Origin of the sequence: Parasedimentitalea psychrophila, from assembly GCF_030285785.1 — a bacterium.
GTDB classification, from domain to species: Bacteria; Pseudomonadota; Alphaproteobacteria; order Rhodobacterales; family Rhodobacteraceae; genus Parasedimentitalea; species Parasedimentitalea psychrophila.
Window position 1 is genome coordinate 18,963 of record NZ_CP127248.1, and the last position, 20,918, is coordinate 39,880.

Sequence of the window (20,918 nt, forward strand, 5' to 3'; positions counted from 1 at the left end):
CGCAGGGGACCATTGCCGTCACGGCGCGTTGCGCCGCTTCTGGAGCCTGTTGCCGATACTGATCCTGATGCCATTAACCAGCCCTTTTCTGCGGATCTTATGGGCCACAGATCTGGCCCCGTCCACCAGCGCCAGCCATGTCCTGACAGAGGGCGACAGCACCCTGTTGTGATGGGCGTAGTCCAATATATAGGGGGTGCCCTCTACGGCGTCGTGGACGATTTCCTCTATCCGCTTTTGGCGTTTTGGCAACAGCACCCTGCGGAATTTTTCAACATTGGCGGCGTCGATATACAGCTTGCCCTTTGCGGTGCCTATATTTTCGGATGGCGCCGAGAGAGTCGTCATTTCCATTTCAAAGGCATGCCCGAGAAAATCGGAAATGCGGCGCAATTCCATCTCGGGGTTTTCCAGCAATTGTTCATAATACACCTGCAGGTAATCGCCACCAAGGCGGCTTGCGCTTTGACGGGCCGCCGCCATGTCGCGCGCCCATTTGCTCGCCACTCGCAGCACATTGTGGCGCCAGGCTTTCTGGGCTGAGACAGCAACATCGCGCGGGTCCCGGATGATGTGCACAAATCGCGCCGTGGGAAAGATGGTTTTCAGCAGGTTCATTTCCAGCACATATGACGGTGTCTTGTCGCCCCAAACGCCCTGCCCGGGCACAGCACCTTCGCCGTAAAACCGCAGTATGACCTCAAACGCCTCACCCCAGTTCTGCGCCTGTCCCACTGTCTCAAAATCGGCACGCTCCATCACCACCTGCCCCTTGCTGCGGCGGTAGATCTGGAAGGGCGTTCGCTGAAAATCCTCATACAGCCGGTCAAGATCCACCTCGAACCTCTCGGGATCGCCGCCATGTCTCTGAAACAGGAAGGGGATAAAATGGGACTCGGGGTCACAGAGGTTGATGACAGAATTTCGGTTCAGCAGGTCGCGAAGCAGCTTGGTGCCGCTCCTCGGGCTGCCGACAAGAAACAGAGGTCCAGAAAAATGCTGCATGTTCTCAGTCAACCTGAAACGATTTGGCGCATTGGGAAAAGACACGGGAGAAAGACACGGGGAAAAGACACGGGCGGCCAAAAACGATTTATAGATATTAGGTCGCCCCAAGCTAATTAGTAAAGCTCCATACTGGCTAAACAGCGGCAACCGGTGTTTTATTGTGAGGATAGCAGTCGCATGCTAGGCTCGCTGAAAGGTATTGAATGGGGGTGTTTTGTATTTAGGAGTAGCGATTTGTATCGGCCCTTAAGACTTTCATGGAAATTCGTGAGGATTACCCTCTTCGTTGCCATTTGTGTGTTCCCGGCACTGGCCTATTACGTGCTGCTCAAGCCACCGGTTTTTGAGGCAAGGTCGCTGATCCTGTTCGCCTTGGGGCGGGAATACATCTATGTTCCTGACGCGATTGGCACCGGCAGCAAGGCCCCCAATCCGGGCGATTTCCAAGGCGTCGTCAACGCCGAGATGCTCTTGCTCGACAACCCGGAGCTGAGCCGCGAGGCGCTGGAGGCGGTCGGGATTGACCGGGTTTATCCCGGCTTGCCAAACGACGAGGATGCGATCCGCCAGGCGGTGCTCTGGTTTCAGGCATCGACCACTGTCGAGCTCATCACCGGATCTTATGTGGTCAAGGTTACTGTCCGCCACCTGGAGCCTGACCTGGCTGCTGAATTGACCAACAAACTGACCGAAGCCTTCCTGGATCGCCGCCAAAAGCTATACACCGCCAGAGAGGCCGCCAGCCTGCAGATCCGCTTGCAGGCCGCCACCAGTCAGGAAATTGAAATAAACAATGAAATCTCCGAGCTGCTCGACGGCTTGGATCCACTATTCATCGCAACAGATCTCGAAAAAACCTCAGAGGACCAGGCCAACCTCTCCAGGCTGATGCGGGAATCGCGAACAACCCTTGCCGCTCTTCAGGCCCGCAGAGATCTCTTTGCAACCCGTCTCGGGGTGGAGGAGCGGCTGTTGATGACAGAGCTTGCGACCCGCGAAGAGCAGGCGCGGCTTGACTATATTGAACGCTCGATGGTCGAGAACCGGCAGAAGATGAAACGCCTGTCCAGGCTGATGCCGGCGCTGCGGCCGTTAGCCGAACTTCAAAGGCAGCAGGCGGAACGGATTGCGGGCCTGAAGCTGCGTCTGCGCGACAGCCAGGCGCTGAGCGGCGCAGATATCCAGGGCAACGTCCGGGTGATTGAGGCTGCGGTTTCGCCGCTCCGGTCAAGCTCTGCCTCCCTGAAGGTGCAGCTTGCGATCGTCGGTATCGTCTCGCTGCTTGCGGGGATGTCCACCGCCGGATTGAGCGCGCTGTTGCGCAACACCGAGCCCGTTGCAAGCCCTTCATCGACTAATCTGACGGACGTGCGGACCAGTGGCCCCGTGCAAACAGACCAGCCGCAGACAACCGGCAAGCGGCGTTCAGAATTTTCGCGGCGCCGCACCGCTATGTAGGACAGCACCGTCAGCAGGCCGCGTGGGATTTTCCTGCCGCAGCAAAGGCCGACTAAGTGGGGGAACGTGCAGTGCGGAATGGCAACAAAGCCCAGCCACCTAAGGTGGCGAATAAGGCCCAGCCACCCAAGGTGGCAAATAAAGCCCAGCCACCCAAGGTGGCAAATAAGGCCCAGCCACTTAAGTTGGCCTATATTGTAGACACGCTGGTAACCGGCGGCGCAGAACGTCTGGTGGTGACCTTCGCACGGGCGGTGAAATCGCGCCAGGATATCGATCTGACGGTGTTTGTGCTGAGCCACGGCGAAACGGCCTTCTTCAAGGAACTGAAGGGCGCCGGGGTAGAGGTTGTCTGCCTGCCGGGGAAAAGCCTGATTGATGCCGCCCGGTTTCTGCGGCTGGTGTCGGCGCTGAGGTCGAGATCGATCGAATACGTGCATGCACATCTCACCACCTCGACCATAGTGGGGGGCTTTGCAGCGGCCCTGCTGGGCATTGCCTTTGCCACCACGATTCACAACGTTAAACCCAGCACCGCGCGGGTCAGCAAAACCCGCTCCTTCCTCTATCGCCGCGTCCTGCGGATGTCGCGAACAACGCCAATTGCCGTCGGTCAGGCGGTCGCCGAAGCGGCCTTGGCAGATACCGGGCAACGCGATTGTCTGGTGGTTGCCAACGCCGTCTCGCCCGAGGCCGTAGCGCCGGCAGGCGCAGGCGCATTGATCCGCACCGATTTGGGCCTGCAGGAGCACCGGGTGCTCATCGCGGTCGGCGCGATCATTGGCCAAAAGGCCTACCAGGATCTGCTTGCCGCTTTCTCCCAAGTGGCCGGCCAAAACCCCGATGCCGTGCTGCTGATCGTCGGCAATGCCCCGGAAGCGGGCCGGTACGCTGCGCTTCAGGCACAGGCGCGCGATCTGCGGATCACTGGCCAGGTGAGGTTTCTCGGGCTCAGGCGCGACATCCCGGACCTGTTGGCCGCGGCGGATCTATTCGTCAGCGCCTCGCATTGGGAGGGGGCCCCGGTGTCGCTGCTCGAGGCGATGGCCAATGGGCTGGCTTGCGTTATGACCGATGTGGGCGATAACCGCCAAATCCTCTCTGGTACCGGGTCACCCATCGTGCCTGCCAGGAACCCCGAGGCGCTGGCAGAGGCGCTGAATGACATGCTCAATGATCCCCCGGCGCGGGCCCGCGTCGGACAGGCGGCGCGCACCCGCGCCTTCAAACACTATGGCGTCGAGGCCTGGGTCAATAGGCTCATCGCCATATATAAAAACGCCGGTGCAGCACAGCATCGCCAAAGCGCCGCCGACGATAGGGCGCCATTGCAGCCGGACCCCAACCGCAAGGACGGTGTATCATGAGCGCCCTGGACCAGGTCCGCCGACGGCTGCGGCGCAGTTTTGCCTATTCACTGGCCCGCAATGCGCAACTCCACCTCCGCAACCTGATGGATAAATCGCGGGTACTGCCCAGTTTCATCATCATTGGAGCCCACAAGGCGGGGACGACGTCGTTCTACCAGAACCTGACCTCACATCCGCAGATCTGGCCAGCCTGGACCAAGGAGGTCCATTATTTTGACCGCAGCCCCCTGCCGCCGCTCAGCTGGTACCAAGCACATTTCCCGCCCGAACGCGCCTTGGCCGCTGAGGATGGCATTACCGGCGAGGCGAGCCCCTCTTACTGTCTTTTTCCGCATCTTCCGGAGCTGATCCGCCACCACATGCCGCAGTGCAAATTTATCATGCTGCTGCGCGACCCGGTTGCGCGGGCCTATTCGGCCCACCAGTACAACAGCCGCGGCGGCATGACCGGCATCTCCTTTGAGGACTGGATTGATCGCGATTTCCGGCTGCTTGATGGCAAGCCTGTAGACGCGGGCCGGTTTGCCGAGCTCCTATCGAAATCCAACTCTGCTGAAAGGACACCGCTGGCGCTGTTGCGGGGCATCTATGTTGAGCAGATCAAACTTTGGCACCGGGTGTTTCCGCCAGAGCAGTTGCTGATACTGAACAGCGCCGACTATTTTTCCGACCCGCCAGCGCTGCTGCGATCGGTGGCGGGTAAGTTTCTTGGCCTGCGTGACCACCCGTTCACCTATCACAAAACCCGAACCGAGGCGCGGCGCTATCCACAGATGCGGCCAGAGACGGCCCAAAAGCTTCGCACCTTCTATCGCCCCTATAATGAGACGCTCGCCAACTATCTTGGCCGCGACTTTGGCTGGTAAACACCGCTGCAAACCGATCAGTTCACCACCCTTTTGAAGGTCACAACCAGAACATCGTCCGGTTGTAGCTTGCTGGTTAATGTCACCGGCTCGGGCTGGCCCGCCGTGCTGGAGTGGTAAACCTCAAACACCGTTTCCATCTGCTCTTCGATCGTCAGCGCCGTCGTCGGCGACGCCAGTCGCAGGTAGTTCATCGATGCGCTGAGGTTTGAGCGGAGCAGTTCAACCTTCTGATCGATCAAGATCTTTTCCCTTAGTAAGTCACGATGATAACGGGTCACAGCGACGCCAATTTCGCTTTCGGCATTGGCGCCGGTTTGCTCCGCCTTTGCTGCAAAAGCCAGGGTTTCAAGCTCGTCAGCGCGGTAATTGTCCACATCAACTTGCAGATCGACAAGTCTTTCACGCCGGGACAAGCCCTGAGACACCAATGCGTTGATATCCGCAAGTTGGCCTTCGATGACCACCAGTTGCCGCCCGATGATCTCGCGGCGTTGGGAATAAAAACTGGTCTCCGCCTCCGCCAGCGCCTCCCTGCGATGAAAACCCTCGATGGTCTCGTCCAGGATGGCCCGGCTCATCTGAAAAAGCTCAACCTGATCCGGATTGATCTCGGCGGGCGCTGGCACCATGACCTCCGGGTCAGCAGAGTGCAGCCGCTCAAGCTCTGCCGCGATCGCTTTTTGCTCGTCCTGGGCAAAGCGCAGGCGTATTTGCGCATCTATTGCACGCCGCTGCGCCTCCAGTACCGACCGCTCATCCGAGTCCTCGGCATTGGCGCGCTCATAGCCTCCGGCCAGAGCGATGGCCTTGATCACCGTCATGCCGGGGGCAAACGGATAGGAGCCAGAGGTCTGGACATTGCCAAGCACAAAGATCGGCCGGTACTGGGCGATGCCGACAACGATCGAAACCGAGCCGTCGAACAGGCTGTCGGCCCGTTTCACGATCTGATCCTCGATTTCGGACAGCGTCCGCCCGGCGGCCTCAACCCGGCCCAGCAGGTGCAGCCGGATCGATCCATCGCCCCTCACTTCTGTTACCCGCGTGAACTCGTCCCGTCCAAAGACTGAAATGCTCAGCTTGTCGCCGGGGCCAATAATGTAATTCTGTGCTGCAACCTCGGCCAGCAAACCGGTGCAGAGCACCGCCGCAGATACCAGAATTTGAACGAGTGACCGCATATACCTATCCCATCAATCAACTTCATTAACCGCGCACAGTCTTAACACAGTATCAAATACCGGCGGACTCTGCCGTCGCCGCCGCCGACTTGGAATAAATTGACCATAGTCGATCCATCATCGCGGCACCAGAAAAGCGCGCCCGGACTGTCGCCAAACCGGCCTCGCCAAGACGCAGGCGGGCAGGCGGGTCCGCAATCAAATGCCGCACCGCGCCCGCCAGGGCCGCAGGATCGGTCGGCGTGACCAGCATGCCATTCTCGCCATCCTGGATCAACTCCGGCACGCCTCCAACCGCCGTCGACACGATGGGCACACCCATCGCCATCGCTTCCAGCAGAACCATCGGCAGCCCCTCCCACTTTGAAGCCAGCACAAAAATATCAATGGCCGCAAGCAGTTCCGGCATCTCTCGCAGGTTGCCGGTAAACGTCAACCTGTCGTCGCCCAGGCCAAGGCCACGGGCTCGCTCTCGGACCTTTCCCAAAAGCTCTCCGTCTCCGACGATCAGAAAATGCGCCTCTGGCTGCCGCTTGGCCAGGATTGAGACGGCGTGCAGAAAGTTGTCGTGATCCTTTTGAGCCGTAAGCCGACCGATCTTTGCGATCACAACAGCATCTTTTGATATCCCGTAACTGGACAGATCCCTCGGCTGCACCTGCCCGGCGGCAAACCGCTGCAGATCAACACCGTTCTGAACCACCTCAATGGCGTCGCGGTCATAGCCGCCGCAATTGGCGACATGGTCTGCGACGTTGCTGGTCACCGCAACACAGGCATCCGCCCCGCGGGTAATGCTTCGGTAGATGCCAGATAGAATTTTGTTTTTGCGCCAGGGGTCGGTGTTGTGCAGGGTGATAACACGGCGGCGATTGGCAACCCGAGCCGCCAGCTGGCCAACCAAATCGCTTTTGACCAGATGGGTGTGAACCACATGCGGATCCCAGGCCCGGATCAGGCGCACCGCCCGCAGCAGGGCCCGCGGATCGCGCAGGCCCGAGCGGCTTAGCCGGGTCATTTCAACGCCGCGGCGTGCCACTTCCAACACCAATGGTCCGGGGGTGAAATAAGCGACATGGGCGCTGTCTCCGCGCTGCTGCGCCGCGTCGAGAAGATCGAGAAGCAGCGTTTCGGCGCCGCCGACGCGAAGGCTGTCGATGATGTACAACAGGCGAAGGTTCACCAGCGCAACTCCTCGGCGGCAGGGCGTTCAGCCGCCCCCGGCGCATGGGCGGCGATCCGGCGCACCACCGCTTCCCAGGTGAACTGCCGCCCCCGGTGCTGCGCAGCGCGCCCCATCTCGCGGCATGTTCCGGGATCTGCCAGCACCTGGTACAGGGCCTGGGCCAGCTCAGCGCTGTTTCTGGGCGCGACCAAACGACCGGTGACCCCATCCTGCACGATGGCGCCGATATCACCGACGGTGGTGGAGATCACAGGCAATCCAAATTGCATCGCTTCCAGAAAAACCACCCCGAAGGGTTCGACCCGTGACGGCATGCAAAAGCAGGACGCCCGGTGGAAATACTCCGCCATCTCAGCGATCGGCAGCCGTCCGATCACCTGGCAGCCATCAACCTCAACATCCGGCGCGCAGCCGATAATGGTCAGCGTAGCATCCGGCAGGGTTTTGCGGAGCTGGCAGAACGCTTTGATCAGCTCGGGGCCGCCTTTGCGCTCCCATTCGACCCCTACGAACAGGATATTGCGGCGCCCATAGCGCTCCTGCGAGCTGTCAACCTCCCGTTCTGGCGTCACCGAGGCGCCCGCCCCAATCGCCGAGACCTTGCCCGGCGCCATGCCGTAATCGTTGAGCAGAAAGTCGCGGATCTTTGGGCCAAAAGTAAAGACATGCTCAGCCTCCGCATAGATCTCGCTTTCGCAATTCAGCCAGACCTCAGAGGGCTGGCCGGTGCCGTCCTGATCTTCATCCGCCAGCCGGGCACGGGCCACGTGGTCGGTATAAACGAAGTTCGGACACCCTGTGAGCGCCGCCGAAAACAGCGACTGCGTTTGCACGGTGAAATCAAAACCCCGATCCCCGAAACGCCGTTTCAGCATCCGCCTGACCGTCTCGAAAAAGGCCTTGCTGCGGAACAGGCGGTAGCGCAACAGCGCCCGCGACCCAAGACTTGAAAACCCGTATTCCCGCAGGGTGCCCAGCACACAGCCAAACAGCGCCGGGTACTCCGACTGCATCCGCTCTGAGACCCCAAAACTCTCAAATTCCACGTTGGGAAACTCCGATTGCAGGGCCTGCAACATCTGCGCGTTGATATGGGAGAAGTCGCCCGCAGTGACAAAAAGCGCCCGGTAGCTGGTGCCCTGTTTCGGGCTCACTTCGCCAGTATTCACAGCATTCACAGTATCCCGCATCTATCCCCCTTGCCGGCCCGCGACGCGCCGCGCCGCTCCTGTTGCACAAAACCTAAGCGATCAACTCATCATTGAACACAAAATCGATATAGTCGGTGCGCAGCGGTTCGCTACCATCCTTGAAGCCGACGAACTCGATCACGTCACCGGCTGTCAGCGACAGGTCGCTGATGATGTGTTCGGTAAAGGAGGTCTGGTCGGCCGTCGCCGATCCGGCATCGGCATTCCAGATAAAGCTGTCGACCTCAAACCCGTTCACCAGGATGCTCATTTGCGACTGGCCGTCGGACTCGTCGAAATGGCCAATTTCCAGATCATAGATGCCACTGGCCGCTGCAAATGCATAAGATGCCCGCTGTTCGCCGCTGCCGTTGGCCTGCAGATACTGGCCGCCCGAAGCCTGGTTGTTGTTCTTGACGTTAAAACCGCTGAGGATGGTGAGCGTCTCAGCTTCGACCCGGAACGGACCCGGCGGCGGCACCGACAGATCAACCGTGAAGCCCTGCATCGCTGGGTCACCCGACACGAAATTGCCGCTGGTGTCCTGAACCTCCGCCGCCAGAAGCGCTACAGTATAGCTGCCTTCGTCGGCCACATCCCAGGTTCCACCCGGCGCGTCCACCGTATAGGTCGCGGTGCGCGGGGTTCCATCACCGCTGATGTCGACGCTGACGGCGCTGACCAAAAGCGCACCACCCGGACCGGTGACGGTGATGTCGCCGGTGTCGATGGAGGAGACGTCGATCGCCACATTGTCAGAGAAGGTCACTGTGACATCCATACTCACCGTTCCGGCCCCGGCAGGGCCGACGTCGGGGGCCAAAGACGACTGGATGAAAGGTGATGTCGTGTCGCCACCGCCGCCGCCATCGACAAACACAAAGTCGATATAATCGGTGCGCAGCGGCTCGCCTCCATCCTTGAAGCCGACGATCTCGATCACGTCACCGGCAGACAGCGACACGCCACTGATCGCGTGTTCGACAAAGGAGGTCTGGTTGGCGGAGGAGGCTCCTGCGTCGATGTTCCAGATAAAGTTGTCGATCTCGGTCCCATTCACCAGGATGCTCATTTGCGACTGGCCGTCGGACTCGTCGAAATGGCCAATCCCCAGATCATAGGTGCCGCTCACCGCTGCGAACGTGTAGGACGCCCGCTGCTCGCCGCTGCCACCAGCCTGCAGATATTGCCCGCCGGAGGCCTGACCATTGTTCTTGACGTTAAAACCGCTGAGGATGGTGAGCGTCTCAGCTTCGACCCGGAACGGATCCGGCGGCGCCGCGGACAGGTCAACCGTGAATCCCTGCATCGACGGATCGGCCGACACGAAATTGCCGCTGGTGTCCTGAATTTCCGTGGCCAGAAGGGCGACGTTATAGCTGCCCTCGTCGGCCACATCCCAGCTGCCACCCGGCGCGTCCACCGTATAGGTCGCGGTGCGCGGGGTTCCATCACCGCCGATGTCGACGCTGACGGCGCTGATCGTGAGCGCACCACCCGGCCCGGTGACGGTGATGTCACCGGTATCGATTGAGGACACATCAATCGCCACGTTGTCAGAGAAGGTCACTGTGACATCCATAGTGGCGCTACCGGCCTCAGCAGGGCCGACGTCGGGCGCCAAAGACGACTGGATGAAAGGTGATGTCGTATCACCGCCACCGCCGCCATCGACAAACACAAAGTCGATATAGTCGGTGCGCAGCGGCTCACTGCCATCCTTGAAGCCGACGATCTCGATCACGTCACCGGCAGACAGCGACACGCCACTGATCGCGTGTTCGACAAAGGAGGTCTGGTTGGCGGTGGAGCCTCCGGCGTCGATGTCCCAGACAAAGTTATGGATCTCGGTCCCATTCACCAGGATGCTCATTTGCGACTGGCCGTCGGATTCGTCGAAATGGCCAATCCCCAGATCATAGCTGCCGCTCACCGCTGCGAACGTGTAGGACGCCCGCTGCTCGCCGCTGCCGCCAGCCTGCAGATACTGCCCGCCCGAAGCCTGATTGTTGTTCTTGACGTTAAAACCGCTGAGGATAGTGAACGTCTCAGCTTCGACCCGGAACGGATCCGGCGGCGCCGCCGATAGATCAACCGTGAAGCCCTGCATAGACGGGTCGGCCGACACGAAATTGCCGCTGGTGTCCTCAACCTCGGCGGCCAGAAGGGCAACGTTATAGCTGCCCTCGTCCGCCACATCCCAGGTTCCACCCGGCGCGTCCACCGTATAGGTCGCGGTGCGCGGGGTTCCATCACCGCTGATGTCGACGCTGACGGCGCTAACCAAAAGCGCACCGCCCGGACCGGTAACGGTGATGTCGCCGGTGTCGATGGAGGAGACGTCAATCGCCACGTTGTCAGCGAAGGTCACGGTGACATCCATACTGACAGTGCCGGCACCAGCAGAGCCAATGTTGGGCGCCAAAGAGGACTGAACCACCGGCGCGGCTGTATCGCCGCCGCCCGGGTCAAACGTCAGGAAAACCGGCTGGGTCACCGCACCCAGCGGCGCGTTGGCGTCGGCAGGGTTGATAATCGAGGCCACAAAGGCGAGAGGAACTTCATCCTCGCCGTCAAAAGTATAGTCGGCAACACCAGAGAAATCGAACGTCGACGAAATGTCTTGGTTGGTGCCATCGAGGGTAATGTCGAAGGTCTGCAGTTCGACAATATTGTTGGCCGGGAAGTCGCTGGCCGCCAGCGTGGCAAGCTGGGCATCAAGCTGAGGCGCGTAGGCCTGATCCTCACTGTTGCCGTTGTAAAACTCGTTGGTTACCGGCTGAATAAAGCCTTTGACCAGGGTCACCCGCGCCACATGCCCGGTCGGACCGTTCAGGATCACTGTCGGACCGCCGGTTCCGTAGGTTCCGGTGTCACCCGCCGCCACACCGTTCACTGAAAGAGTTGGCTCTAGCCCCGGTGTGGCCTGCGACGACACCGTGTAGGCGCCGCCATTGTTTTGCGCACTGATCAAATCACCGGTGCTGGTGGTGCCGTCCGCGTAGGTGACGGTTACCGTCGAGGCGATGATCTCGGCGCCGGATATTCCGGCGGCATCCCAGCTCATGAACGAACCGGCATCCAGCAAGGTCTTCTTGCCGCCCAGCAGCGAATTCGGGTCCACGTCGATCGAGAAGGTGACCGTTTCGCCGGGATCAAAATCGTCGAAGGTCACAATGAGACCCTCATAACCGGCGGCGCCGCCGAGGCCTACATAGTTCGACGCATCAGGCGTGGTATCCACGCCGGTTGATCCCGCCGAGTCGATGGTCAGCCCCTTGAAAATGGTATCGCCAGCCTCGCCAAACGGATCAAAGACCGCGTCCGGGATGATGCCGTTGGTCAGGTCAAACTCGACCTGTGTGATTATCTTCTCGCCGACATTGGCAATCTCAAAAGAGCCGGCTGAAAAGGTCGATTGGTTGATGTTGTCCGAGCCTTCATTGACACCAATCCGAGCCGCCCCGACCACCGGGTCGATGTTGTCGACGTCGATCCAATCCCAGGAGGCGGCGAAGGAATCATCACCGTCCGGCGCCGAGGCCATCATGCCGACAAAGGCACCGGTGGTGGCACCCAAATTGTCGTATTGCCCTTTGACCGCGGCAATCACATCCGGCGGCAGCAGCAACGCCGATGTGGAGACCCATTCGGTATAGGCGCCATCCTCGACATAGCGCGCCTGCGCCCGGACGGAGTCGATCCCGGAGGTCAGGTTCAGATCAATGGCCACCTGGAAATTCGGATCGCCAAGCCCGGCGATAATCGGCGCTTCGATGCCGGGGATTTCAACAAATCTGGTGACTGCAACATCGTCTGTTTCCACCAGCAACTGGACGCCATATTTCATCGTGCCGCCCTGATCAACAACGGCTATGGCCGCTTCGACATAGTTGGACTGATCACCTGGCCCCAGCACCAGCCCGACTTTCTCGCCGCCGTCCCAGACCTTGGCAGGCGGATCGGTGTTCAGCGAATAGGTAAAGATATTCACCATCTCGGTGGTGATGGTTAGCTGGGTGGCATCCGGGGTGGCAAAGCCAATGCCCAGAACATCCTGCTGGCTGTTGGTGACCCCCACAGCGGTTCCGTCATGCGCCACATCAAGGCTGACAAAACTGGAGGCACCGCCCAGATTAAACACCCCACCATTAAACAGACCCGCAGCTTCATCACCGCCATTTTCAACCGCTGGCAGCACGCCATTGCGCCAAGCGGCATTGATCCCGATACCGCCGGCGATGCTGTTGCCCGGCGGCACCGCACCAGACGGTGTGGACGACGGATTGTTGAGCTCGAAATCCCAGAGGGCTGAATTTCCCTGGGTGATAAGCACACCAAGACCGTTGAGCGGATCACCGACATGGCTGTCCAGGATGTCGTTGAGCCCGTCCAGATCCAAGTCATTACCGGGGTCGATCGGGGTGCCGCCCGGCACCAGGAAGGTGATCACATTGGCGCCATAAGTCGCCACCGCAATCACTCCCGAAAAATCATCAATGCCATCGCCGGTATTGTCGATCAAAGCTGCCGACAGGCCCTGATCCGGCAGCGCCACCAGCGCCAGAGGATTAGACCCTGCAAGCGATACCGTATGAACAATGCTGGCGCTGTCGGTGCGGCCATCGCCATCGGTGTCTTCGGGCATTGCAAAATATAATGTCTCGTCAAAGCTCGCCGCGACAATGGCGCCCTGCAACTGACCGTTGAAATAGGTGGCGGTGAACTCGGTCAGCCCGTTGGTCGACTCCGGCGTCTCAATCAGCGAGCCGTCGTTGGTTTCGTCAAGCGACTGCGATTCAGGCGAGTAGGGGGTGCCATCCATCACGCTGGTGCCGTCAAAGAAATCCAGCGGGTTGTCGATCGAGCTGCCGGGATGTGCCCAGTCATAGCCGGACAGCACGTCGAACAGGTCGGCCGGCAAGCCAGTATCTGAGGTCACGTCATTCCAGGACCCGGATCCGTCCTGCTCATAAATGATCAGCAGTTGCGACAGATAGTTTTGCGCGTCTGCCTCGTTGGCAAAAATCTGGATGCCATCGACAATAATCGGATCCGACGATGTGGCCCCCTTATAGCTGCCATCGCTGTTAAAGGACGCCTGCAGCGCGGTTTGCGCCGCCCTGAGCGGGCTGGCATGGCCGCCGTAAGTTCCGTAAGCGTCGGTGACATTGCCGAGATAATGCAGCTGGTCACCAAAACCGCTGCTGCCGCTTTCATTAAACGCGTTGGTGGCGAATTCAGTGGTCCAGTCGTCAACGATTGCGCCATCGGAATAGGACAGAGGTTGTCCGCCCCAGCCGCCATTGGGGCCGTTGTCCCAGGTGAAAACCTCGCCCGAGCTCATTGCGATGACATCGTAAGGATTACGGTATCCCGGCGCGAACAGCTCCACCGGGTTGCTCACAAGTTTGAGCTGGCCGCCGTCGCTGACCAGAACGTAGTCGGTGATCTTGGCCTGGTTCAGACCATTGTTGCCGCCCGCCCAGTCGGGTTGCAGCACGCCGCCAATCTCTCCGTTGTCATCAAGTGTGAAATTGGGGTCCAGAGCAAGATCCTGGATCGACAGGGTTGCGAGGTCGATATTTGTCCGCGTTGGATCATCCAGCGTTGGCAGATCGAGAATATACTGGTTGCCGTTGGCATCCGTCCTGATGTCGTAGGATTCCAGTTCGGTGAGGTTGATCTTGATGATTGCGCCCGACCAGGCAAAATCAGTTGTGCCGGCAAAGTTGTTGCCCGGCGCGCCCTTGTTGGTGATGCCACCCACCGCGACATACATGATCACATCGCCAGTGTCGGGATCGATTGCCAGGTCGATACCGTTGTTGGCGTGGTTCTCTTCGGAGCGTGGCAACCCGCGCAGAACGGCAACGCTGGAGAGCACTGCGCCAGTGTCCGGATCCAGCGTAATGCGGTGGACCTGGCCGGAATTGGTATCAAGGCCGCTGTCTTCGCCAACGGCGATCCGCCAGTCGGAAGACGAGACATAAAGCACATCATTGCCGGCCGCGTCCTTGGTCACCACCATGCCAGTGACCTGACGCTGTTGGGTGCCATTCAGGGTGCCGTCATCATCAAAGTTCTGCACGTCTTCCGGCACAACATCGATCAATGTGGTGCCGGTCACCACAAATTCATCCGTTGTATCCGCATCCGGACCATCGGGCTGGCGTTCTATTTCATACCGGTAGATGGACCCGTCCTGCTGCGCCACGAACAAAGTGGGGTTGCCGGTCTTGCTAAAGTCGATTGCGGTTGGGTTGACTGAAACGTTACCGCTCAGATCGGTTATGCCGAACGTGATAGGCTCCATGATATTGCCGTCTCCTTCCTTGCCCTAAAACGGGTCTGCAACCCTGCTGCCATCGCCCTAAAACCGGTCGCCAACCCTGCTGCAGAGTTACCTCTTGGCGCGCTGCTCCGGTAAGGTTGCAAGACCCGGACTGCGGCCGATACGTCCGAATTTTCTGCGCAACGCTCGGATCAGGCGGCCGGGCAGGAAATGTGAATGATGCGGCACCACGACGCGCTGCAACAGGTAGCGCTCGAGAATGTGGTGGGAATAGTCGCTGACCGGTTGGTAGCGCAGCACCCATTGGCCGGTGGCGCCCAGAACCTTGCGCTCAGAGCAGATCCTGGCCATCCGTTTGACGCCATTGGGAAGGGTGATAATCAACGCGCCGGACCCGGCCACACAGCCCTCGGAAAGCAGGATATGCGTCTCGTCGATCCGCAGCACCGGATAGAGCCCCGAGCCGCCACAGCGGTACTGCACATCGACGCCAGTCTCAGCGGCAAGATTGCCCACCGCGTGGTGAGCATCAGCTTTCCGGCCAATCGCCAACAGCTTGTTCATGAAGATGGAGAAGGCCCTGGCGATGACGCAAGAGGGCACCAAGAGTATCATCTCGAACTCTCGCTGGTAGCTCACCGGACTGCTGCACATGGCCGCGTTCAAGCGGGCGCGGACCGCTTTTGGGGTGCCGTGCCCCATGAAGGCCTGGGCCGGACCAAGCAGGCCGGGTTTGACATTGAAACGCGCGTCATAGTTGCGAATTTTGGATCGGTGCATATTGGCTATTTCGGGGCGGACCGGGCGCGGACCGCAGATATTCATGTCGCCTCTGAGGACGTTCAGCAGCTGTGGCAGCTCGTCGAGCCGTGTCTCCCTGAGAAAACCGCCCAATGGGGTCTCCAGCCCAGATCCATTGGGCAGAACCCGGTCCTTGGTGAGCATCGCCGCAGTCGCGGTATCCAGAGTGCGGAATTTCAGGATCTCGAAGGGCCTGCCGCGCTGGCCGGTTCGCAGCCCACGGTAGAAAATGGGCCGCCCCTGGGTGAGATAGACCAACAGGCTGATGAACCCGATCAGAGGCAGCGCCAGCACGAGCAGACCGCCCGCCAGCGCCGCATTATACAGCCGGTGCAGCCGTTCCGAGCGCGGCAGGAAGCCGAATGTCGCGCGCCGGTTTTGCCGCGATCGGGCAGGCGCGCCACTCACCGCGCCAGCCTCGCCTTTCTTAACCACATATTCGGGAGTAGTTTTGGCCATTTGGCCGACCGTCTCCAAAGCCTTTGACTGCGGCGCTTCTGGTTGGGCCTGATGTGCCAGTTTCGCGTCACCGCCCCAAAACATGTAGCGTCGAAGTGCAAGTTCGCTTTTCTTATAGGACACAACGCCCCCCCATTAAACAACTGAACTAATTACAAAATTGACCTGCTCAACCCCAAGAATCCCGCGCAACAAGCAGAGATAGGGGAACAACAGCAGGGCTACTGCCAGTATTTTCTGAACATCCTCGACTGCCGCACTGAATACCTGCGGTCCGGCCGAGGTTGAAAAGGCAACTCGCTGCCTGCCTGATTAGTAAGGCGCCAATTCGCCTATCTGGCTGCCCCCAAATGGGGGCATATTTTCGCCAAAATGTGCAGTAGCTACCATAATCACGCCAATCGTCTTGCGCCTGTCCCGGCTTTGATGATGGCTTGGATGCCACCGCCCCACGGCCTCTTCATGTACCCATGTGGTGTTTGCTACGGCATCACCTAAAGAGGAAGCATCCAAGCCTTCAACAAAGCTGGGCGCGGTTGGCAGACCGCGCCCAGCTTTTGAGTTCGGTTTTACTGAATCGCGAGACGGAATTTCATTGGACTGTTTGGCAGCCGCAGCCATCGGCCTAAATTGTCGCCTAAGTGACGACTTGTTGCCTGCCCGGGGAGCGCTTTGATTAGAACCTGCGATGGGGTTTCAGGGACCAGAGGACCAGAGGACCAGTCCTGCGCCGCCAACATAAGGTCACCCGTAGTTTGAACTATGTGATGTTTACGATCTGAAATTCAGTGATTATTTATCGGACCATTGGCAATATGCGACTTGCAAAATCAGGCCCTCAACCGATCTTTCCCCCTCGGGGATATATCATTGGAGCACCAAAATGCGGCACCACGGCGCTGGCACAATACCTCTCAGAACACCCTCAGGTAGCATTCAGCAAGCCAAAAGAGCCGCATTATTTCGCCAATGACCTGCCGGGGCTGCAGCGCACCCAAGACCTCAAACTGTATCGTTCGTTCTTTGCCCCCACCAACAAGACCCGGCTGCTGATGGAGGCCTCGGTGTGGTATCTCTATTCACAGACGGCGGTCCGCGCCATTCGGCAAGCGCGCCCGGACGCCCGCTTTATTGTCATGCTGCGAAATCCGGTGCGGATGCTGCCGTCGCTGCATCGCCAACTGGTGAACGCCTTCGACGAGGACGAGCAGGATTTCGAGACTGCCTGGCGCCTGTCGGACCTTCGCGCCCGGGGCCAGCAGATCCCCAATCGGTGCCGGGCGCCTGCCACATTGATTTACAAACACACAGCCGCGTTCGGCGAGATGCTGGACCGCCTGTGGTCCGAGGTTCCTCGCGACAGAACTCTGGTGCTGTTCCAGGAAGATATGCAGGCGGATACCGCAGCGGTCTATCGCCGCGCCCTAGCGTTCCTGGGTCTTGACGACGACGCCCGGCAGGTCTTTCCCCGGGTCAATGCAGCCAAGAGGCCCCGGTCCAGGCTATTGAGCTATACCATCGCCCGCGGCGGCGCGCTGCGCCAGCTGGTCTCGCGTCCGATCAAGACGGCATTCGGGATAAAATCCCTCGGGGTTACCAAGCGTCTGAAACAGGCGAATTCCGTCCCACTCAGCAAGATATCTTTGCGGCCAGAGTTTGAGCAGGAGATCGCCCAGCATTACGCCGACGAGCTTCGCCAGCTGGCGGCGCTATTTAAGGGTCAGATCCCTAGGCAATTTGGCTGGCCACCGCAGGACAAACCAGCGGCGCCAACACAGCCTGCGCAGATCAGCACGCAAGACGAGGACTAAAGCCAAGCAACTCATTCAATAGCAAGGTGGAAAACGCATGCCAAGACACTACCGAAGCCGCAATAGAATTCTCGTGACCGGTGGCGCCGGATTCCTCGGCTCGCATCTTTGCGACAGACTGCTGGAAGCCGACAACGAGGTGATTTGCGCCGATAACCTGTTCACCGGAACCAAACGCAACATCGACCACCTTCACAACCACCCACGGTTTGAATTCCTGCGCCACGACGTGACCTTCCCGCTCTATGTCGAAGTCGACCAGATCTACAATCTCGCCTGCCCGGCCTCTCCCATCCACTATCAGCATGATCCGGTGCAAACCGCCAAGACCTCGGTGCATGGGGCCATCAACATGCTCGGCCTGGCAAAACGGCTGGGCTGCAAGATCCTGCAGGCGTCAACCAGCGAGGTCTACGGCGATCCGCATATGTCGCCGCAACGCGAGGACTATTGGGGCAACGTCAACCCGATTGGCATAAGGTCCTGCTATGACGAAGGAAAGCGCTGCGCCGAGACGCTGTTCTTTGACTACCACCGTCAGCACAACGTGCCCATCAAGGTGGCGCGGATCTTCAACACCTATGGTCCGCGAATGCATCCCCGCGACGGCCGCGTGGTGTCGAACTTTATCAGTCAGGCGCTGGCCAACGAGCAGATCACCCTCTACGGCGACGGCAGCCAGACCCGTTCATTCTGCTATGTAGACGAGCTGATCGACGGGCTGGTCCGTCTGATGGCCACCGACACGGACGTGGTCGGGCCGGTAAACCTCGGCAATCCGGTGGAGTTTTCGATTCTGGAACTGGCCGAATTGATCATCCGCAAAACCGGATCGAAATCGACCCTGAGCTACCACCCGCTGCCGAGCGATGATCCCACCCAGCGGCGGCCCGACATCAGCCTCGCCAAAGAGCAGCTGAACTGGACCCCGACGATCTCTCTGGACCAGGGTATCGGCTATACCGTGAATTATTTCAGGGACTTGTTCAAACTCTGGAAGCAATAGGGCTTTGGCCATTGCAGCGGCCGTTTACCGCGCGCTCAACCGCGACCGGCGTTAAACTGCTACAACTGGCGAAATTTGCCAAAAATGGCCTGATCAAAGGCACGATAACTGCTACTGTGCAAAAAAAAGAGGAGCAGTGGCAGTGTTGGGAATTCTTCTATTTTGCATTTTGACGGGCCTGGTCTGTGCGGCGACCAGCCTGATCATCTTCGATGCAACGATCTGGATCGCGGTGTTATGGTACGGGGTTGGATGCTGTGCTGGATTGGCCGTTATCATGGAAATTTTCGTATTGGCCAAAACGTCGCGAAAACGGGCAACCGCATCCCTGCGCCCGGAGTAGGGTAAACCGGTCACGTCCAGGCAAGCGGGTTTATCGGCGAGCGGCCCGCGGCTGCAAACAAGGGGTGTCTGGCCGCAGGCTGCTCTCCCCGCCCATGTGCTGGGCGGATTGCAACAGGCATATTCCGCAAATTGAGATCGGTTCAGAGAAGGCGGCGTTACACCGCAGCTGGCTTTTTTCAGGTTCTGATACTGTAGCTGCGCAGCGACGGCAGGTAATAGGGATCCTTCAGGATCAGTTTTTCCACAGCTTCGCGGCTGTCGGCCTCGACGGTCCAGGTCGCACCGGCGACGTCCTGGCTGGGGCGCTGCGCCATCGGCCCAACAACTGGCCCAACAACTGGCCCGACAATGGCCAACTCGGGATGCGCGCGCACATAGGCGACATGCGCATCATGGCGGCTCCTGTCGCCGCGGATCTTGGCCATTTCAGGGGAATCTTGAAAGGAGACTGTCCAGCAGGTCATAGTGAGTATTTTACCTCCAAATGAGTGTGGAGATGGGCGTAAGACATCAAGATGCGTGGCCCGCAAGCCAGCAAAGTAAGCATTGACGGACCTGGCAGAAGCTCTCCCCCATCCACGTAATTGGCCGATTATTATGAGTATAGTTCGGAAGCGAGAAGGGTCCAGACAAGCGCGCCCTCACTGTGAGCGATATGTGAAGTGCGACTCTTGTTGAGCTCAGGGTAGGGGGCTCATCGCATTTCCTCCAATATCTTTTCGCGGAAGACTTCGGCCGGCGTTTTCCATCCAAGGCATTTGCGGGGTGTGTTGTTGAGGCGGTCACTAATTTCCTTGATGTCGTGGTCAGACATTGACCGGATGTCACGCTTCCGCGGCAACCAGCGCCTGGCTCGTCGATTGGTGTTCTCGACTGTGCCTTTCTGCCAGGGTGAAGATGGATCACAAAACCACGTCAGGGTCCCGATCTCGGCTTGCAGATGCGGCCAGGAAACAAACTCGGTTCCGCGATCAAAGGTGATGGATTTACGGGCCATGAAGGGCAGATCTCTGATCGCCTTGATGATCTTGCCCATGACCGGTTTTGTGCGCTTGCTTGGATTCTTCAGCAGCACCGTGAAACGGCTCACGCGTTCAACCAGAGTAGTAACGTTCGTCTGCCCAAGCTTCTGTTTGAACAGGATCAAGTCTGCTTCCCAGTGGCCAAATTGACGCCGGTGGGCCACATCATCCGGGCGAAACAAGATGCTGACATCGCGGTTAAATTTCGGGAGTAGGTGCTTTCTGGCGCGCCGCGGTGTACGTGATTTGCGGTGTGTTGGAAGATACCACCACAGCTCTTTGTTCAGGCCTTCCTTTGAGTAGATGTAGCGATAGATTGTCTCTTGGCAGACCCGCAGTGCTGCGTTGTCGTAAATCATGCGGTTGCCGATCTGCTCAGGTGTCCAACCGTTTTTGAGACGTTCGACCACGTACTTACGTAATGCCCGATGCTTGATCAGTTTACGTTCTCGCGCACGCCGCCCGGACGCCACCAACTGGGCAGCAGCACCGTAGTACCCATCACACTTCGGCATACACGGGTCAGAGAAATGGTTGCGCTTCAGCTCTCGAAATATCGTAGATCGACAACGCTTCAAAACACGTGCCATCTCGTCAACAGGGACCTTTGCGTGTCTCCAGCGTTCTATTCTGCGTCGTTCTGTGATACTAAGTTGGCTATAAACGGTTCCCATGCCGATTCCTCTTGTTAGATAAACTACTGTTTTCTAACAAGAGTCGCAGTTGGGGGTAGCGCGCACCCCCACTACAGATAAAGAATCCCATAATAGTGATTATGTAATATATCAATGTATCGGAGCCGCCGCAGTTTATGGTGTTGCTGTTGAACTGATCCACAATTTCCCTCCAGCTTATGAATAGTCTTTGGGGCCAAACCTAGTGAAGGTTTTGGTGGCAACTTGCCGTAAGGTGAGGCT

At 58.9% G+C, this 20,918-nt stretch carries 14 protein-coding genes; 5 read left to right on the forward strand and 9 right to left on the reverse strand.

Annotated features, from left to right (window positions below):
- Positions 1 to 18: 18 nt before the first annotated feature.
- The gene (locus QPJ95_RS23465; protein WP_270920741.1) at positions 19 to 1,005 is read right to left on the reverse strand and encodes a sulfotransferase family protein; all 987 of its coding nucleotides are present in this window, start codon (positions 1,003 to 1,005) and stop codon (positions 19 to 21) included.
- 180 nt (positions 1,006 to 1,185) lie between these two features.
- Between QPJ95_RS23465 and QPJ95_RS23470 the strand changes: the two genes are divergently transcribed.
- From QPJ95_RS23470 to QPJ95_RS23480, 3 genes are all read left to right on the forward strand, one after another.
- On the forward strand, positions 1,186 to 2,466 hold the full coding sequence (locus tag QPJ95_RS23470) for a GumC domain-containing protein (RefSeq protein ID WP_270920742.1): 1,281 nt from the start codon (positions 1,186 to 1,188) through the stop codon (positions 2,464 to 2,466).
- A 185-nt stretch (positions 2,467 to 2,651) separates the two neighbouring features.
- Positions 2,652 to 3,833, forward strand: a complete 1,182-nt coding sequence (locus tag QPJ95_RS23475; protein WP_270920743.1) for a glycosyltransferase — start codon at positions 2,652 to 2,654, stop codon at positions 3,831 to 3,833.
- Positions 3,830 to 4,702 carry a sulfotransferase domain-containing protein gene (locus QPJ95_RS23480; RefSeq protein WP_270920744.1) on the forward strand — a complete coding sequence of 291 codons (873 nt, stop codon included), beginning with the start codon at positions 3,830 to 3,832 and terminating at the stop codon, positions 4,700 to 4,702. Before QPJ95_RS23475 ends, QPJ95_RS23480 begins: the two co-directional genes overlap by 4 nt.
- Positions 4,703 to 4,719: 17 nt before the next feature.
- Here the strand turns inward: QPJ95_RS23480 and QPJ95_RS23485 are convergent, their stop codons facing one another.
- From QPJ95_RS23485 to QPJ95_RS23510, 6 genes are all read right to left on the reverse strand, one after another.
- On the reverse strand, positions 4,720 to 5,886 hold the full coding sequence (locus tag QPJ95_RS23485; RefSeq protein ID WP_270920745.1) for a polysaccharide biosynthesis/export family protein: 1,167 nt from the start codon (positions 5,884 to 5,886) through the stop codon (positions 4,720 to 4,722).
- 52 nt (positions 5,887 to 5,938) lie between these two features.
- On the reverse strand, positions 5,939 to 7,069 hold the full coding sequence (locus QPJ95_RS23490) for a glycosyltransferase (RefSeq protein WP_270920746.1): 1,131 nt from the start codon (positions 7,067 to 7,069) through the stop codon (positions 5,939 to 5,941).
- Positions 7,066 to 8,262 carry a glycosyltransferase family 4 protein gene (locus QPJ95_RS23495; protein WP_270920747.1) on the reverse strand — a complete coding sequence of 399 codons (1,197 nt, stop codon included), beginning with the start codon at positions 8,260 to 8,262 and terminating at the stop codon, positions 7,066 to 7,068. The genes QPJ95_RS23490 and QPJ95_RS23495 overlap by 4 nt, the downstream gene beginning before the upstream one ends.
- 52 nt (positions 8,263 to 8,314) lie before the next feature.
- On the reverse strand, positions 8,315 to 14,578 hold the full coding sequence (locus tag QPJ95_RS23500) for a hypothetical protein (RefSeq protein WP_286018301.1): 6,264 nt from the start codon (positions 14,576 to 14,578) through the stop codon (positions 8,315 to 8,317).
- 87 nt (positions 14,579 to 14,665) lie between these two features.
- Positions 14,666 to 15,940 carry a sugar transferase gene (locus QPJ95_RS23505; RefSeq protein ID WP_286018299.1) on the reverse strand — a complete coding sequence of 425 codons (1,275 nt, stop codon included), beginning with the start codon at positions 15,938 to 15,940 and terminating at the stop codon, positions 14,666 to 14,668.
- Positions 15,941 to 16,129: 189 nt separating this feature from the next.
- Positions 16,130 to 16,438 carry a hypothetical protein gene (locus QPJ95_RS23510; RefSeq protein WP_270921122.1) on the reverse strand — a complete coding sequence of 103 codons (309 nt, stop codon included), beginning with the start codon at positions 16,436 to 16,438 and terminating at the stop codon, positions 16,130 to 16,132.
- Between the two features lie 194 nt (positions 16,439 to 16,632).
- Between QPJ95_RS23510 and QPJ95_RS23515 the strand changes: the two genes are divergently transcribed.
- Together QPJ95_RS23515 and QPJ95_RS23520 are read left to right on the forward strand one after the other, a co-directional pair.
- Positions 16,633 to 17,628 (forward strand): sulfotransferase family protein, encoded by a 996-nt coding sequence (locus tag QPJ95_RS23515; RefSeq protein ID WP_270921121.1) that lies wholly within the window; start codon positions 16,633 to 16,635, stop codon positions 17,626 to 17,628.
- 37 nt (positions 17,629 to 17,665) lie between these two features.
- The gene (locus QPJ95_RS23520) at positions 17,666 to 18,634 is read left to right on the forward strand and encodes a UDP-glucuronic acid decarboxylase family protein (RefSeq protein WP_270921120.1); all 969 of its coding nucleotides are present in this window, start codon (positions 17,666 to 17,668) and stop codon (positions 18,632 to 18,634) included.
- Positions 18,635 to 19,155: 521 nt separating this feature from the next.
- Here the strand turns inward: QPJ95_RS23520 and QPJ95_RS23525 are convergent.
- The gene (locus QPJ95_RS23525) at positions 19,156 to 19,404 is read right to left on the reverse strand and encodes a hypothetical protein (RefSeq protein WP_270921119.1); all 249 of its coding nucleotides are present in this window, start codon (positions 19,402 to 19,404) and stop codon (positions 19,156 to 19,158) included.
- A gap of 269 nt (positions 19,405 to 19,673) precedes the next feature.
- Positions 19,674 to 20,675 (reverse strand): IS30 family transposase, encoded by a 1,002-nt coding sequence (locus tag QPJ95_RS23530; RefSeq protein WP_286018192.1) that lies wholly within the window; start codon positions 20,673 to 20,675, stop codon positions 19,674 to 19,676.
- Positions 20,676 to 20,918 lie beyond the last annotated feature (243 nt).

Bases quoted from the DNA above. Each gene is read 5' to 3' on its own strand.
- QPJ95_RS23465 (WP_270920741.1), bottom strand. From the start codon at position 1,005: ATGCAGCATTTTTCTGGACCTCTGTTTCTTGTCGGCAGCCCGAGGAGC.
- QPJ95_RS23470 (WP_270920742.1), top strand. From the start codon at position 1,186: ATGCTAGGCTCGCTGAAAGGTATTGAATGGGGGTGTTTTGTATTTAGG.
- QPJ95_RS23480 (WP_270920744.1), top strand. From the start codon at position 3,830: ATGAGCGCCCTGGACCAGGTCCGCCGACGGCTGCGGCGCAGTTTTGCC.
- QPJ95_RS23485 (WP_270920745.1), bottom strand. From the start codon at position 5,886: ATGCGGTCACTCGTTCAAATTCTGGTATCTGCGGCGGTGCTCTGCACC.
- QPJ95_RS23495 (WP_270920747.1), bottom strand. From the start codon at position 8,262: ATGCGGGATACTGTGAATGCTGTGAATACTGGCGAAGTGAGCCCGAAA.
- QPJ95_RS23500 (WP_286018301.1), bottom strand. From the start codon at position 14,578: ATGGAGCCTATCACGTTCGGCATAACCGATCTGAGCGGTAACGTTTCA.
- QPJ95_RS23510 (WP_270921122.1), bottom strand. From the start codon at position 16,438: ATGGCTGCGGCTGCCAAACAGTCCAATGAAATTCCGTCTCGCGATTCA.
- QPJ95_RS23515 (WP_270921121.1), top strand. From the start codon at position 16,633: ATGCGACTTGCAAAATCAGGCCCTCAACCGATCTTTCCCCCTCGGGGA.
- QPJ95_RS23520 (WP_270921120.1), top strand. From the start codon at position 17,666: ATGCCAAGACACTACCGAAGCCGCAATAGAATTCTCGTGACCGGTGGC.
- QPJ95_RS23525 (WP_270921119.1), bottom strand. From the start codon at position 19,404: ATGGCCAAGATCCGCGGCGACAGGAGCCGCCATGATGCGCATGTCGCC.
- QPJ95_RS23530 (WP_286018192.1), bottom strand. From the start codon at position 20,675: ATGGGAACCGTTTATAGCCAACTTAGTATCACAGAACGACGCAGAATA.